General features: G+C 73.2%; 16 protein-coding genes. 15 read left to right on the forward strand and 1 reads right to left on the reverse strand.

Annotated elements, in window-relative coordinates; all coding sequences use genetic code 11:
• The first annotated feature begins 95 nt into the window (after window positions 1-95).
• From J2S59_RS12455 to J2S59_RS12490, 8 genes are read left to right on the forward strand one after another with little or no spacing between them, the layout of a single operon-like run.
• Entirely contained in the window at window positions 96-395 is a 300-nt protein-coding gene (locus tag J2S59_RS12455; protein ID WP_068122283.1) for an MrpF/PhaF family protein, read from the forward strand.
• Window positions 392-724 carry a cation:proton antiporter gene (locus J2S59_RS12460; protein ID WP_220138520.1) on the forward strand — a complete coding sequence of 111 codons (333 nt, stop codon included), beginning with the start codon at window positions 392-394 and terminating at the stop codon, window positions 722-724. The genes J2S59_RS12455 and J2S59_RS12460 overlap by 4 nt, the downstream gene beginning before the upstream one ends.
• Window positions 721-1,647, forward strand: a complete 927-nt coding sequence (locus tag J2S59_RS12465; protein ID WP_306825170.1) for a hydrogenase subunit MbhD domain-containing protein — start codon at window positions 721-723, stop codon at window positions 1,645-1,647. Before J2S59_RS12460 ends, J2S59_RS12465 begins: the two co-directional genes overlap by 4 nt.
• Window positions 1,644-1,952, forward strand: coding sequence for an NADH-quinone oxidoreductase subunit K (locus J2S59_RS12470; RefSeq protein ID WP_220138469.1), 309 nt, complete (start codon window positions 1,644-1,646; stop codon window positions 1,950-1,952). The genes J2S59_RS12465 and J2S59_RS12470 overlap by 4 nt, the downstream gene beginning before the upstream one ends.
• On the forward strand, window positions 1,949-3,457 hold the full coding sequence (locus tag J2S59_RS12475; RefSeq protein ID WP_306825171.1) for a complex I subunit 5 family protein: 1,509 nt from the start codon (window positions 1,949-1,951) through the stop codon (window positions 3,455-3,457). Before J2S59_RS12470 ends, J2S59_RS12475 begins: the two co-directional genes overlap by 4 nt.
• Window positions 3,454-4,983, forward strand: coding sequence for a proton-conducting transporter transmembrane domain-containing protein (locus J2S59_RS12480; RefSeq protein ID WP_220138273.1), 1,530 nt, complete (start codon window positions 3,454-3,456; stop codon window positions 4,981-4,983). The genes J2S59_RS12475 and J2S59_RS12480 overlap by 4 nt, the downstream gene beginning before the upstream one ends.
• Window positions 4,980-6,764 (forward strand): complex I subunit 5 family protein, encoded by a 1,785-nt coding sequence (locus tag J2S59_RS12485; protein WP_306825172.1) that lies wholly within the window; start codon window positions 4,980-4,982, stop codon window positions 6,762-6,764. The genes J2S59_RS12480 and J2S59_RS12485 overlap by 4 nt, the downstream gene beginning before the upstream one ends.
• Complete coding sequence (locus tag J2S59_RS12490) at window positions 6,764-7,264, forward strand: Na+/H+ antiporter subunit E (protein ID WP_181641621.1); 501 nt, start codon at window positions 6,764-6,766, stop codon at window positions 7,262-7,264. The genes J2S59_RS12485 and J2S59_RS12490 overlap by 1 nt, the downstream gene beginning before the upstream one ends.
• Before the next feature lie 15 nt (window positions 7,265-7,279).
• Here J2S59_RS12490 and J2S59_RS12495 read toward each other — a convergent pair whose 3' ends face one another.
• The gene (locus J2S59_RS12495; RefSeq protein WP_306825173.1) at window positions 7,280-7,807 is read right to left on the reverse strand and encodes a GNAT family N-acetyltransferase; all 528 of its coding nucleotides are present in this window, start codon (window positions 7,805-7,807) and stop codon (window positions 7,280-7,282) included.
• A gap of 81 nt (window positions 7,808-7,888) precedes the next feature.
• Between J2S59_RS12495 and J2S59_RS12500 the strand changes: the two genes are divergently transcribed.
• The 7 genes from J2S59_RS12500 (at window position 7,889) to J2S59_RS12530 (ending at window position 14,208) form a co-directional block, all read left to right on the forward strand.
• Window positions 7,889-8,080: a DUF3046 domain-containing protein gene (locus J2S59_RS12500; RefSeq protein ID WP_068117015.1), complete on the forward strand. Its 192-nt coding sequence runs from the start codon at window positions 7,889-7,891 to the stop codon at window positions 8,078-8,080.
• Window positions 8,077-9,462: an MFS transporter gene (locus J2S59_RS12505; protein WP_306825174.1), complete on the forward strand. Its 1,386-nt coding sequence runs from the start codon at window positions 8,077-8,079 to the stop codon at window positions 9,460-9,462. Before J2S59_RS12500 ends, J2S59_RS12505 begins: the two co-directional genes overlap by 4 nt.
• A 186-nt stretch (window positions 9,463-9,648) precedes the next feature.
• Window positions 9,649-10,689 (forward strand): recombinase RecA, encoded by a 1,041-nt coding sequence (gene recA, locus J2S59_RS12510; protein ID WP_306825175.1) that lies wholly within the window; start codon window positions 9,649-9,651, stop codon window positions 10,687-10,689.
• A gap of 26 nt (window positions 10,690-10,715) precedes the next feature.
• On the forward strand, window positions 10,716-11,267 hold the full coding sequence (locus J2S59_RS12515; protein WP_068121477.1) for a regulatory protein RecX: 552 nt from the start codon (window positions 10,716-10,718) through the stop codon (window positions 11,265-11,267).
• 53 nt (window positions 11,268-11,320) lie between these two features.
• Window positions 11,321-12,949, forward strand: coding sequence for a ribonuclease Y (gene rny, locus J2S59_RS12520; protein ID WP_306825176.1), 1,629 nt, complete (start codon window positions 11,321-11,323; stop codon window positions 12,947-12,949).
• Window positions 12,950-12,953: 4 nt separating this feature from the next.
• A complete protein-coding gene (locus J2S59_RS12525) occupies window positions 12,954-13,721 on the forward strand; it encodes a GNAT family N-acetyltransferase (RefSeq protein ID WP_068125211.1) in 768 nt (255 codons plus the stop codon).
• Window positions 13,722-13,737: 16 nt separating this feature from the next.
• Entirely contained in the window at window positions 13,738-14,208 is a 471-nt protein-coding gene (locus J2S59_RS12530; RefSeq protein WP_068125209.1) for a hotdog fold domain-containing protein, read from the forward strand.
• The last annotated feature ends 1 nt before the right edge of the window (window position 14,209 follow it).

A 14,209-nucleotide genomic window follows, 5' to 3' on the forward strand; every position in this document is an offset into this window, starting at 1 on the left:
GACCCGTGCGCCGGAAGGTCTAGTCCGCAGCGTTCCGGGGAAGGGTGCCCGCGAGTGGCCGTAGCGGCCACGTGCGCGCCGACCCGGAAGGAACGATGAACGACGTGTCTGCCCTGGTCTCGACGGTGATGTTCGTCGTGGCCGGGGTCCTGCTCGTCGCTGTCGTCGCCGGGCTGTGGCGGGCCGCCAGGGGCCCCACGACGCGCGACCGGCTCACGGCCTTCGTCCTGCTCGGCACCACCGGAGCGGCGTTGTTCGCCGTCCTCGGCTCCGCCACCGAGACGGCGGCGCTCCGCGACGCAGCGCTCATCCTCGTCGCCCTGGCCACCGTCGTCACCGTCGTGCTGGCCCGGCCCGGACAGCAGCCCTCGGAGCGGTCGGAGCCGGAGCAGTGATCGCCGCCGCGGAGGCGGTCGCGAACGTCGCGGTGATCGTCCTGCTGGTGGCCGGCACCGGCTTCTTCGTCGTCGGGACCGTCGGGGTGCTCCGGTTCCCCGATCTGCCCACGCGCCTGCACGCGGTCGCCAAGGCCGACAGCCTCGGCCTCGGGTTGGTCACGGTGGGCCTGGTCGTGCACGCGGTCATCGACGGCGGCGGGCTCGGGGTCGCGGCCAAGCTCGTCCTGATCTGGCTCCTCGCGCTGCTCGGGACCGCCACCAACAGTCACCTGCTCGCCGTCGCCCCCGGCGAGGAGTGGGAGGACGAGCCGGAGGACGCGCCATGACCGGCACGGCCGGTGTCATCGACGTCGCGCTCGCCGGCGCGGTCCTGGTGGTGGCCGTAGCGGCCGTCGCTCTCCCGCGGCGTCCGGCTGCGGTGACGGCGTTCCTGGTCTTCGGGATCCTGCTCGCCGTCCTCTGGGCGCGACTGGGCGCACCCGACGTCGCGCTCGCCGAGGCCGCCCTCGGCGGCGGTGTGGCCGGGGCGCTGCTCGTCGACGCGCTCTCCTCGCCACCCGCCCCCGGCGTACGCCGCAGGTCGGGCTGGCTCGTGGGCGCGGCAGCGCTCGCCGGGGCGGTGGTCGTCGGCACGCTGGTCGCGATCGTGCGCACGCTCCCCGACAGCGCGGGTCCGGTGCCGGCCCTGGTGGACCAGGAGATCGGGGAGTCCGGAGCCACGCATCCGACCACCGCCGTGCTGCTCAACTTCCGCAGCTACGACACGCTGCTGGAGATCGCCGTCCTCGTCGTCGTGGTCGTGGCCGCGTCCGGAGTGGCACACGGCACCGCTCCCGTCCTCGGTCCGCCACCGCCCGTGCTGCACACGCTGGCCGTCCTGCTGCTGCCCGTGCTGGTGCTGCTGGCCGGGTGGCTGCTGGTGGCCGGGACCACGCGACCGGGCGGCGCCTTCCAGGCGGGTGCGGTCCTGGGAGCGGCGCTGGTGGTGGCACACCTGGCCGGCGTCCGCGGGGTGGACCTCGGAGGACCGACAGCAGCCGCCCTGGTGGCCGGGGGACTGCTCGTCTTCGTGGCGCTGGCGTTCGGCACTGCCGTGGCGGGAGGCGGGTGGCTCGTGCTCAGCCCGAGCTGGGCGGGTGCCGCGATCCTGGCGGTGGAGACCGCACTCACCGTCAGCATCGGCATCGCCCTGGCGCGCCTCTTCGTGGTCAACCGGCGCGGCGCGAGGTTCGGAGGTGGGGCGTCGTGACGGAGCTGTGGACGTCCTGGACGTACGTCGACCTCGTCCTCGCGCTCGGGGCAGCGGTGCTCGTGGTCGGGCTGGTGGGGCACCTCCTGGTCACGGACCTGCTGCGGCGCGTGGTGGCGCTCAACGTCGCCTCCGGCGGCGTGATGATGGTGCTGCTGGCACTGGCGGCCCGGAGCGAGGAGCCGGACCCGGTCCCGCAGGCGCTCGTGCTCACCGGGATCGTGATCATGGCGGCCGCCACCGGCCTCGCGGTCGCGCTCGTACGCCGGGTGGAGTCGGTGGGCGACGAGGAGGAGACGCCATGAGCGACTCCCCACTCGATGCGACCCCCCTGACCTGGTTGCTACCGCTGCTCGTGCTCGGTCCCGTGGCGCTGGCTGCCGTCGCGGCCATCTTGCCGACGCGACACCGCCCGGCCCTCGGCGTCGCCGGCGCCATCGCGATCGCCGCGACGAGCGGCGTGCTGGTCGCCGGACTGATCCGCTCCGAGCGCAGCGAGCTGGAGATCGCCCTGGCGGGTTGGGACGCGCCGCTCGGGATCGTGCTGCGCGCCGATGGGGCCAGCGCGGCCCTCCTCGCAATCACCGCTACGGTCGGACTCGCGGTGACGGCGTACGCGCTCGGGGGCGACGAGGTGACCGGCGGCCCGATCTTCTGGCCCCTCTGGCTGTCGCTGTGGGCCGCGCTCAACGGTGTCTACCTGGCCGGCGACCTCTTCAACACCTACGTCAGCCTGGAGCTGCTCACCGTCGCCGCGGTGGCGCTCGTGGCACTGGGAGGCCGGCGCTCGGCCGCCCCTGCGCTGCGCTACCTGTTCGTCGGCGTGGCCGGGTCGCTGCTGTTCGTGCTCGCCGTGGGGCTGGTCTATGGCCAGACCGGGGTGCTGGACTACGTCGCCGCCGCCGACCGGGTGGAGGCCGGTCCGGTGCTCGGCGCCGTGCTGGCGCTGACGTTGGTCGGGATGGCCGCCAAGATGGCGCTGCTGCCGCTGCACTCCTGGCTCCCGGTCGCCCACCCGGCCGCACCGGCCGCGGTCAGTGCCCTGCTGTCGGCGCTGGTCATCAAGGCCGCGCTGTTCGTGCTGTGGCGGGTCTGGTTCGACCTCGGCGGCGTCGCCGTCGGCACGCCCATGCGCGACGGGTTGGCGCTGGCGAGCGCCGTCGCCGGCGCCGTCGCGGTGTTCTGGGGTGGCCTGATGGCGCTGCGCAAGCGGCGGCTGAAGGAGATCGTGGCCTACTCCACGGTCGCGCAGGTCGGCTACCTCGCGCTCGTTCTCCGCCTTGCCGACCCGGGCGGTCCGGACGTCGCGGCAGCAGCGGGCTGGGCCGGGGGAGTCCTGCTCGTGCTCTCGCACGGGCTCGCCAAGGCGGCGATGTTCCTTGCGGCGGGCACCCTCGCCTACGCGTACGGCTCCGACCACCTCAGCGGACTCCGGGGAGCCGTGACCCACATGCCGATGACGGTGGCGGCGGTCGGCGTCGCCGGCGTGAGCCTCGCCGGGTTGCCGCCGACCTTCGGGTTCGTCGCCAAGTGGCAGCTGTTGGTGGCAGCGATCGGACGCGAGGACTGGTGGGTGCTGGCGGTGCTGCTCCTGGGCGGGTTGGTCACGTTCGCCTACACCGCTGCCATGGTCCGCGCGACCTTCAACCCGCCCGGCGCCCAGGACGTCGAGGCACCCGCGGTCAGGGTGCCGCTCGTCTTGGCGGTGGTCCCGTTCGTGCTGGCGCTCGCCTCCGTCGCCTTCGGGGTGTTCTCCGCCGACGTGGTCGCCCTGGTCGCCCGTGCCGCGCCGGGAGGTGACCTGCCGTGAGCGAGAACGCCGCCGTCACCTACAGCGTCGTACCCCTGCTGATGCTGCTGTCGTCGCTCATCCCGGCAGCGGTGATCTTCACGCTGCGCGAGGACCAGGTCCGCCTGCGCACCACGTTCAACCTGGCCGGCGCCATCGCCAAGGTCGGGTTCGTCATCGCGCTGATCCCTCCGGTGGTCGACGGTCAGAAGCTGCGCGCCTCCATGCCGTGGGCACCGGGGCTGGAGATCGTGCTCGTCACCGACGCGTTCGCGCTCTTCTTCGTCGGACTGTCCGCGCTGCTGTGGCTGCTGACGACGATCTATGCCATCGGCTACCTCGAGGGTTCACCGAACCGCAGCCGGTTCTTCGGGTTCTTCAGCCTGTGCGTGACGGCCACGACCGGCATCGCCCTGTCGAGCAACCTGCTGACGTTCCTGCTGTTCTACGAGCTGTTGACCCTCGTGACCTACCCACTCGTGGCGCATCGCGGCACGAAGGCCGCTCACGACGGCGCCCGCACCTACCTCGCCTACACCCTCGGCGGCGGCGTCGTGCTCCTGGGCGGGGTGGTCTGGTTGACCGCCCTGGTCGGCCCGGTGGAGTTCACCGCAGGTGGTGTCCAGGAGGTGGCCGACCTGGCTGCCGAGCGTCCCGCCACCGCGGCGGCCGTGGCCGGGGTGCTGCTCGCCGGACTGGCCGTGAAGGCCGCGATCTTCCCGCTACACGGGTGGCTCCCCGTCGCGATGGTCGCTCCCGCGCCCGTCAGCGCGCTGCTGCACGCGGTCGCGGTGGTCAAGGCGGGCGCCTTCGGCATCGTCCGCGTGGTCCACGACGTCTTCGGGGTGGCGGTCCTCGCCGACCTGGGGGTGCTGTCGGTGCTTGCGGCGTTCGCCGCCTTCACCATCGTCTATGGCTCGCTGCGCGCGCTGATGCAGGACGACCTGAAGAAGCGGCTGGCCTACTCCACGGTCTCCCAGCTCTCGTACGTCGCCCTCGGGGCCGCGCTGCTGGCACCGATGGCGACCGCCGGCGCGCTGGTGCACATCGTCCACCAGGGCCTGATGAAGATCACGCTGTTCTTCTGCGCCGGCCTCTTCGCCGAGGTGCTGGGTCTGTCCAAGGTCAGCCAGCTCGCCGGTGTGGGCCGGCGGATGCCGGTCACCTCGGCCGCCTTCACCGTGGGCGCGCTCGGCATGATCGGCCTGCCGCCGATCGCGGGCTTCGTGTCCAAATGGCCGCTGGCCCTCGGCGGGCTCGATGCCGGCCACCCGTGGGTGGTGGCGGTGCTGGTGACCAGCACGCTGCTCAACGCGGCGTACTTCCTCCCGATCCTCTACACGCTGTGGGTGGCCGACCCGGAGGAGGGGGCGGAGTGGTCGACCGCGCCCCACCGTGAGCGTCCCGGTGCGCTCGAGGCGCCGCTGCCACTGTTGGTCCCGGCGGCGTTGACCGCGTGCTTCGCCCTCGCCGTCGGGGTGCTGGCCGGATGGGACTACTCCCCGTGGGCGCTGGCGCAGCTGATCGCGGAAGGGAGCTACCCGTGAGCGATCTCGTCGACGCCCTGTGGGTGCTGACCTTCCTGGTGCCGGTGACGGCTGCCCTCGCCATCGCACTCGTCCCGTCGGCCCGGGCGCCGCTCGCGCGCTGGGCCTGGGTCGCAGTCGTGCCGGCGGCCGCGCTGACGACGCTCGACGACGGGCGCGGGCGGCTGGTCGAGGAGATGCTCCTCGGCACCAGCGTCGAGCTCGACCAGGTCGGGCGGCCTCTGCTCGCGCTGGCTGTCGTGCTCTACGGCCTGGCCCTCGCGTTCGTGCCGAGGTCACCGATCGAGCGCCAACCCACGCTCAGCGCCTGGCTCTTGATCTGCTTCGCCGCCAACGCCGGTGTGTTCGCGGCCGCGGACGTCGTCACCTTCTATCTCTGCTTCACCGTCATGAGCTTCGTCGGGTACGCGCTGGTGGTCCACGACCGGACCTCCGACGCACGACGGGCAGGGCGGATCTACCTGGTCCTGGCGGTGCTGGGCGAGGGAGCCGTCCTCGCGGCGGTGCTGCTGGTGGCCCACGCCGGCGCGGTGCGGCTGGCGGAGGTGCCGGCCGCCGTCGCCTCGTCGCCGTACGCGGGCTGGATCATCGTGCTGGTCCTCGTCGGCTTCGGGGTCAAGGCCGGCACGGTGCCGCTGCACGTGTGGCTGCCGCTGGCGCACCCGGCCGCGCCGACGCCGGCGAGCGCGGTGCTCTCCGGGGTGATGGTCAAGGCCGGCTTGGTGGGGTGGGTGCGGTTCCTGCCGTTGGGCGAGGCGGGTGAGGGCGTCGCCGACCACGCCATCTGGGGCACCGCGTTCCTCGCTGTCGCCCTGCTCGGAGGGTTCGTGGCCGTGCCGCTGGGACTGCTGCAGGACAACCCGAAGGTCGTGCTCGCCTACAGCACCATCAGCCAGATGGGCTTCCTCGCGGCCGTTGTCGGAGCAGCCCTGGCCGTGCCGGAGCTGGCTGAGGCCTGCATCCTGGCGGCCGTCGTCTATGCCGTGCACCACGGCATCGCCAAGGGCGCGCTCTTCCTCGGCGTCCAGGCATGGGACACCGAACGCCTGCCGCGACCGCTCGTGACCGGCGTGCTCGTGGTCGCCGGCCTCGCCGTGGCCGGGGCGCCGTTCACCAGCGGGTACGTCGCGAAGTACGGCGCCAAGGAGGCGGTGGCGCAGACGACGCTCCCCGTCGGGGGCGGGGTCCTGCTGGCCGACGTCCTGCCGTGGATCGGCCTGGGCTCGACGCTGCTGCTCGCCCGTTTCGGCGTCGTGATGTGGCGCCGTGAGCGTCGCCAGGACCGTACGCCGGTGGGCCGCGATGCCGGCTGGGCGCTGCTGACCGTCGTCGCGGCGATCGGCGTGATGGCGCTGGCGCGCAGTCACGCGCCGCTGCAGAGCGTGCCGGGCTGGCTGGACGCGTCGGCGCTCTGGAGCCAGGCGTGGCCCGTGCTGTTGGGACTCGTGCTCGCCGCGGCCGCGGCCGCGATCGCCACGCGGCGCGAGCTGGACCGCTCCCGGGTGGCCCATCCGCGCGGTGACCTCGTGCCACCGGGCGATGTGGTGGAGATCGGGGAGCGAGCGGTGCGGGCCGTCGGACGTGCGCTCGCACGGGCGGTGCGCCGACTCGAGCAGATCGGTGCGCGGGGGCGCGAGGGTCTCCGAGCGACCCCGTCACCGCTCCCGCTCGTGGCGTCGGTCCAGGCCCGCATCGGCACCTGGGCCGGCTCGGGGGTCGTGCTGCTCGTGGCCGTGGCCGCGGCCCTGGTGTGGGTGGCGGCGACGGGAAGGGTGGGCTGATGGCAGCGGTCAGCGGCGTCGTGGGGGCGGTGCTGGTGCGGCTCGTCCTGGGCGCACTGGTCTGGTGGGGCCTGGTCGAGGGCGACGGCGGCATGGTGGCGTACGGCGCGGTCATCGTGCCGGTGGGAGTGGCACTCAGTCTCTGGGTGACCGGCGTCCGGACCTCGGACCGCCGACGTCGGGGACCGCGCCCGGGCGCGCTGCTCGGCCTGCTCGGCTGGCTGGTTGCCCGCGCGGCGGTCGGTGGGGTCGATGTGGCGCGGCGCGCGGTGACCGTGCCTGCGGTCGACGTCGAGCCCGTGTGGGAGACCTACGAGACCGCGCTGGAGTCACCGGGCGCCCGCGTCGTACTGGCGCTGGTGATGAACCTGCTGCCGGGGACCCTGTCCGCCCGCATCGACGGACCGCGCATCGCCGTACACGTCATCAGCCGCGACCTCGAGGTCGGATCCACGCTGCGCGACCTCGAGGACCGGTTGCGGCGGGCCGGCGCGCACTGACCGCACACGTGTGGCTCAGGGCAGGTTGGTGAGCATCTTCTGGTACCACACCACGTCGATCCACCGGTCGAACTTGCGGCCGACCTCGCGCAGCATGCCGACCTTCTCGAACCCGACGCTCTCGTGCAGCCGCTGGCTCGCCGGGTTGGGCAGCGCGACCAGCGCGACGGCGGTGTGGACCCCGGACACGGCCATGGTCTCCAGCAGCGCCGGGTAGAGCAGCCGGCCGACGCCCCGACCCCGCACCGACGGGTCGAGGTAGAGCGAGGTCTCCCGGGTCAGCTCGTAGGCCGGACGCGGCCGGTAGGACCAGGAGTAGGCGTAGCCGACGACGTTGGTGTCGGTGTGGTCGACCGCCACCAGCAGGTGGTCACCGGGGTGCTGGCCCTCGAGCCGGGCGCGCCAGTGGTCGAGGTCGGGAGGCTCGAGGTCGAAGGTGACCGTGCTGGTCTCGACCTCGTGGTTGTAGATGGCCGCGATCTGGGGCAGGTCCCGCTCGGTCGCTGCGCGCGTCTGGAAGTCCTCTGCCGGGTTCCGCGCCATGAGCGCCATCTTCTCGCACGCCGGCCTGGGGTCGGGCGGCCGCCCACGGACTGACAACAGGGTGGGTCCTAATCTCGTCCCATGCGCTACACGGAGTTCTGGAGCCGGCTGGAGGACGTCCTCGGCATCCGTGCCCGATCCTGGGCCCAGGACCACGTCCTCACCGCGCTCGAGGGACGCACCGTGCAGGGCGCGCTCGACGAGGGCGAGGACCCCCAGCGCGTCTGGCGGGCCGTGCACGCCGAGCTCGAGCTGCCCGAGCGCGACCGGTGAGCGCGCCGCGGCAGCAGCAGGCGCAACACCAGATGCAGCACCGGGTCCAGCGGCGCACCCTCGCCACCCTCGTCGGGGGACAGGCGTTCGGCGGGGTCGGCATCACGATCGGGGTCGCGACCGCCGCGCTGCTGGCCGAGGAGGTGTCGGGCTCACCCGAGCTCGCCGGGCTGGTGCAGACCGCCCAGGTGCTCGGCGCGGCCCTGGCGGCGTACGTCCTCGCCCGGGTGATGGGGCGGTCCGGTCGCCGGCCGGGACTGGCCCTGGGGTACGTCGTCGGCACCCTCGGCGCCGCGCTGTGCGTCGTCGCGGGTGTGGTGTCGTCGTACCCCCTGCTGATCGCGGCGGCCGTCCTGCTCGGTGCGACCACGGCGGCCAACAGCCAGTCGCGGTACGCCGCCACCGACCTCGCGACCGCCGACCAGCGCGCCCGGCACCTGTCGATCGTGGTCTGGGCGACGACCATCGGGGCGGTCGCCGGACCGAACCTCGCCGGCCCCGCGGGCGACCTGGCGGCGGCCTGGGACATCCCCGAGCTGACCGGACCGTTCGTGCTGGGTGCCGTCGGGATGGCGGTGGCGGCACTGGTGATCCTCGTCGGTCTGCGACCCGACCCGCTGCTGCTGGCGCGCGACCTGGCACGGGGCGGCTCTGCCGCTGCGCCGGCGCCGGCGGTCGTCCCGCCGGCGTCCGACATCGTGGAGCCGGAGCGCGAGGCGGCCCTGCCGGACGCCACCGCGACGGTCGGCCCGACGGCCGAGGTCGGCGAGCTGGCGCGGCGCCCACGGCGGGCGCGGGGGATGGCCGCGCTGCGCGAGCGGCCCGCGGTGGCGGCGGCCGTCGCCGGGATGGCGCTGGCGCACGCGACGATGGTCGCGGTGATGATCATGACGCCGCTGCACATGGATCACGGCGGCGCCGGACTGGAGGTCATCGGTCTGGTCATCAGCATCCACGTGCTGGGGATGTATGCCCTGTCGCCGCTGGTCGGGTGGGCCGTCGACCGGCTCGGCGCGCCGCTCGTGCTCGCTGGGGGAGCAGTCGTGCTCCTCGTCTCGCTCGTGCTGGCGGGGCTCTCGGCCCAGGGCGCCTCGGTCCAGATCACCCTCGGTCTGCTGCTTCTCGGGGTCGGCTGGTCCTGCGCGACGGTCGCGGCCTCGACGCTGCTGACGGCCGAGACACCGCTCGAGGTCCGCACCGAGGTGCAGGGGATCGCGGACCTCGTCATGGGCCTGACCGCCGCGGCCGCCGGAGCACTGGCCGGCGTGATCGTGGGCAGCTTCGGCTTCGGGTTGCTCAACGTGTTCGGCGCGGTCCTGGCCGCCGGCGTCGCGGTGGCGGCGGCCGTCGCGGCGCGCCACACGACACGCCGCCCCGTGTGATCGCATCGAACACCTGTTCGGGCTAGGCTCGGTGCACAGCCCACGTCGGCGGTCCTCGCATCCACGGGGTCACCCGCTGCGACCGGCAGTGTCGGTGCCCCCACCTAGGGTCGCCACCGCACCTGAAGAGCACCCGCTCACCACTGATTCACACTGACCGCAGACGGCGAAGAGGACGGAAGCACCATGGCTGCAGGAGACCGCGAGAAGGCCCTCGAGGCCGCACTGGCCAACATCGACAAGCAGTACGGCAAGGGCTCGGTCATGCGGCTGGGCGACGACACCCGCCCGCCGCTGGAGGTCATCCCGACCGGCGCGATCGCGCTCGACGTCGCGCTCGGCATCGGTGGCCTGCCGCGCGGTCGCGTGGTGGAGATCTACGGCCCGGAGTCCTCCGGCAAGACGACCGTCGCCCTCCACGCCGTCGCCAGCGCCCAGGCGGCCGGCGGCATCGTCGCCTTCATCGACGCCGAGCACGCCCTCGACCCGGAGTACGCCAAGAACCTCGGCGTCGACACCGACGCGCTGCTGGTCTCCCAGCCCGACTCCGGTGAGCAGGCCCTCGAGATCGCCGACATGCTGATCCGCTCCGGCGCGCTCGACCTGATCGTCATCGACTCCGTGGCCGCGCTCGTGCCGCGCGCCGAGATCGAGGGCGAGATGGGCGACAGCCACGTCGGTCTGCAGGCCCGGCTGATGAGCCAGGCGCTGCGCAAGATGACCGGTGCGCTCAACAACTCCGGCACGACCGCGATCTTCATCAACCAGCTGCGCGAGAAGATCGGCGTCATGTTCGGCTCGCCCGAGACCACCACCGGTGGCCGCGCGCTGAAGTTCTACTCCTCGGTGCGCCTCGATGTGCGGCGCATCGAGACACTCAAGGACGGCACCGACATGGTCGGCAACCGCACCCGCGTCAAGGTCGTGAAGAACAAGGTCGCTCCGCCGTTCAAGCAGGCCGAGTTCGACATCATGTATGGCAAGGGCATCAGCCGTGAGGGCGGCCTGATCGACGTCGGCGTCGAGGCGGGCCTGGTCCGCAAGGCCGGCGCTTGGTACACCTACGAGGGCGACCAGCTCGGTCAGGGCAAGGAGAACGCGCGCAACTTCCTGCGCGACAACCCCGACCTGGCCAACGAGCTCGAGAAGAAGATCCTCGAGAAGCTCGGCGTCACCCCGCAGGTCGACGTCGAGGCCGCCGAGGAGCCGACGGGCATCGACTTCTGAGTCGGTCCCCGCGCAGCGACCGGTCCATGCAGCCCGACCAGCAGCCGCCGCCCGACCCGGAGTCGGAGGTCCCCGAGGCCGACCCGGAGTCGGTCGCGCGCACCATCTTGTTGGACGCGCTGACCGGCCGGGCCCGCTCGCGCTCCGAGCTCGCCGATCTCCTCGCGCGCAAGAACGTGCCGACGGAGATCGGGGAGCGGCTGCTCGACCGGTTCACCGAGGTGGGTCTGGTCGACGACGCGCAGTTCGCCCATGCGTGGGTCCAGGGCCGCCAGCAGGCCAAGGGCCTGGCCCGCCGCGCGCTGGCCCAGGAGCTGCGGCGCAAGGGCGTCGACGACGAGGTCGCTCGCGAGGCGCTCGACACCCTCGAGCCCGACGAGGAGGAGGCCGCCGCGCGGCGACTGGTGCAGCGCAAGCTGCGATCCCTGCGCGGGGTCGACGACCAGGCAGCGATCCGCCGGCTGGCAGGGATGCTCGCCCGCCGCGGTTACCCGTCATCCCTGACGTTCCGCGTCGTGCGCGAGGAGCTCGCAGCCGCCGGGCGCGACAGCGAGGGCCTCGACGAGCCCACCCTCTAGGCTGGGCGTCGGCCAGCCGGCCGCACCGCCGCGTCGTGAGAGGGAGGTCGCCCGTGTCCACCGTGACCGTCCTCGTCGCGTTGGTGGTCGCGTTGGCCGTGGTGGCGGCGGTGGTCGGCACCGTGCTGGTGCTCGTGCTCCGCGAGCGGTCCCGCTCGACGGTGCTCGAGGGGGAGACCGCGGCGGCCCACGAACGCCGGGTCGCCCAGTTCGACGAGCGTGAGAGTCGGGTCGAGGAGCGACGGCGCGCGCTCGACGAGCTCGCGGCCAGGCTCCACGCTGCCGAGGCGAGACTGACGGCGGGGGAGTCCGCGCTCGCCGCAGCGACGGCCGAGCTCGCCCGCGAGCGCGAGCGCCAACAGGCCGCACTCGAGACCGCGCGGGACCGCCACGAGGCCGACCTCGCGCAAGCGCGTGCCCAGCACGAGGCCGACCTCGCCGGTGCCCGCGCCGAGCACGACGCCGAGCTCGCACAGGCCCGCACCCAGCTGACGACCGAGCTCGCCGAGGCCCGCGCCCGCCATACCACCGAGCTCGCGGAGCTCACGCCGGAGCAGGCGCGCGCCGCGGTCCTGGCCGATGCCGAGGCCCAGACCCGCAGCGAGGTCGCGCGCCGATCCCGGGAGATCGAGCGCGAAGCGGCCGAGCAGGTCGAGTGGCGCGCGCGCCGGATGCTGACGACCGTCGTGCAACGGATGGCGGCCTCGGTCACCGCCGATGCGGTGACGACCACGGTCACGCTGGCCTCCGACGACGTGAAGGGCCGCATCATCGGTCGTGAAGGCCGCAACATCCGCAGCTTCGAGCAGGTCACCGGCGTCTCGCTGGTCATCGACGACACCCCGAGCACCGTCGTCCTCAGCTGTTTCGACCCCATCCGCCGCGAGGTCGCCCGCCGTACCCTCGATGAGCTCGTCGCCGACGGCCGCATCCACCCGACGCGGATCGAGGAGGTCCACGCCCGGGCCGAGAGCGAGGTGGAGGCCCACTGCCGCGCCGCCGCCACCGATGCGTGCCTCGACGTCGGCATCGACGGGCTGCACCCCGACCTGCAGGAGACGCTCGGGCGCCTGGCGTTCCGCACGTCGTACGGCCAGAACGTCCTCCACCACCTCGTGGAGTCCGCCCACGCCGCCCGGCTGCTCGCCGGTGAGCTCGGCGTCGACCCCGCGATCGCCACCCGGGCGGCCTTCCTGCACGACATCGGCAAGGCGCTGACCCACGACAGCGCTCACGACCCGAGCCACGACGTCCAGGGCGGCCACGCGCTGGTGGGCGCCGACCTGGCCCGGCGGTGCGGCGAGCATGCGGACGTCGTGCACGCGATCGAGGCCCACCACAACGAGGTCGAGCCGCAGACCCTCGAGGCGTTCATCGTCCAGGCGGCCGATGCGATCAGCGGCGGCCGCCCCGGCGCGCGCCGCGAGTCAACCGAGGACTTCCAGCAGCGCCTGCGCCGTCTGGAGGCGCTCGCGCTCTCCCACGACGGGGTCGAGCGGGCGTACGCCGTCTCGGCCGGTCGCGACCTGCGGGTGCTCGTGCTGCCCGACCGGGTCGACGACCTCGGCGCCGCCGAGCTCGCCCGCACCCTGGCCAAGCAGATCGAGGCGGAGCTGAGCTACCCCGGCCAGGTCGCGGTCACGGTGATCCGCGAGTCCCGGACGACCGAGATCGCACGGTGAGAGCATGAGCGCCGCCGCCGAGGACACCGACCCGGAAGCAACTGTGGAGATCCGGGTGGAGCCGTTCGGGCAACCGCCCCCGCCGGCCCGCCACCGCGGCGAGGTCGGGGCGGGTCAGGGGTGGTACGCCGCCGCGCGCGAGCTCGCCCGCGACCGGGTGCCGGACCACGCCGGGTGGCAGTTGCTCGCCGAGGACCTTGCGGACAGTCCCCGCCGGTTCGTGCTGGTGGAGTTCGCAGGGCTCGCGTTCCGTCCCCTGACCCGCGGCGACCTGCGCGACCTGGTGCGCTGGCAGCAGGCCGAGCACGTCGCCCCCTGGTGGCGGGCGAGCGCGGTAGACCTCGCCGCAGCCGAGACGCGCTACGGGCCCGCCATCGACGGCACCGACCCGACCCGGCACTGGATCGTCGAGCGCCACGGACGCTCGATCGGCTGGGTGCAGGACTACCGGGTCGCCGACCACCCCGACTGGGCACTCACCACGGCGCCGCAGGACTCCGTCGGCATCGACTATCTGATCGGCGAGCCCGCGCACGTCGGTCGCGGTATCGGCACCCGCATGCTGAGCGCCTACCTGACCGACGTCGTGGCCCCGGCGTACGACGCCCCGGTCATCTTCGCCGCCCCCGACCACCGGAACCGGGCCTCGCTGCGCGTCCTCGACAAGCTCGGATTCACGCAGGGGGTGTGGTTCGACTGCCCGGTCCCGGGCGGGGAGGCCAGCACGGTCATCGGGTGCACGCTGGATGTCGCTGCGACCTACGGTTACTGACCAGTAGGGTTGGGTCATGAGCCAGATCCAGTCGGTGTACGACGCGCTGTCCAAGGTCCCGGTGCTCGGCCCGCACCTGTTCTCCGTCGGGTTCGCGCAGAAGGCGCCGTACTTCGCCTCCATCCGGCCGCACTTCGTCGCCCTGCGACCGAACTACGCCGCGGTGCGGATCCGCAAGCGGCGCGGGGTGCAGAACCACCTCGGCACCGTGCACGCCATCGCGTTGTGCAACGGCCTGGAGGCGGCGATGGGAGCGATGGCCGAGGCCACCGTGCCGGCCGGCAAGCGCTGGATCCCCAAGGGGATGGAGGTGCGCTACACCGCCAAGGCCGACGATGACGTGCTGTGCATCGCCGAGACCGACCCGGCGCAGTGGAGCGGTGACGACCCCGACGTCGGCGTCCGCGTGTGGGGCGTCAAGCCCGACGGCACGGTGGTGATCGAGGGCGTCATCCGGCTCTGGGTCACGCGCAAGCCCAGCCGCTGAG

The organism is Nocardioides massiliensis (assembly GCF_030811215.1).
GTDB classification, from domain to species: domain Bacteria; phylum Actinomycetota; class Actinomycetes; order Propionibacteriales; family Nocardioidaceae; genus Nocardioides_A; species Nocardioides_A massiliensis.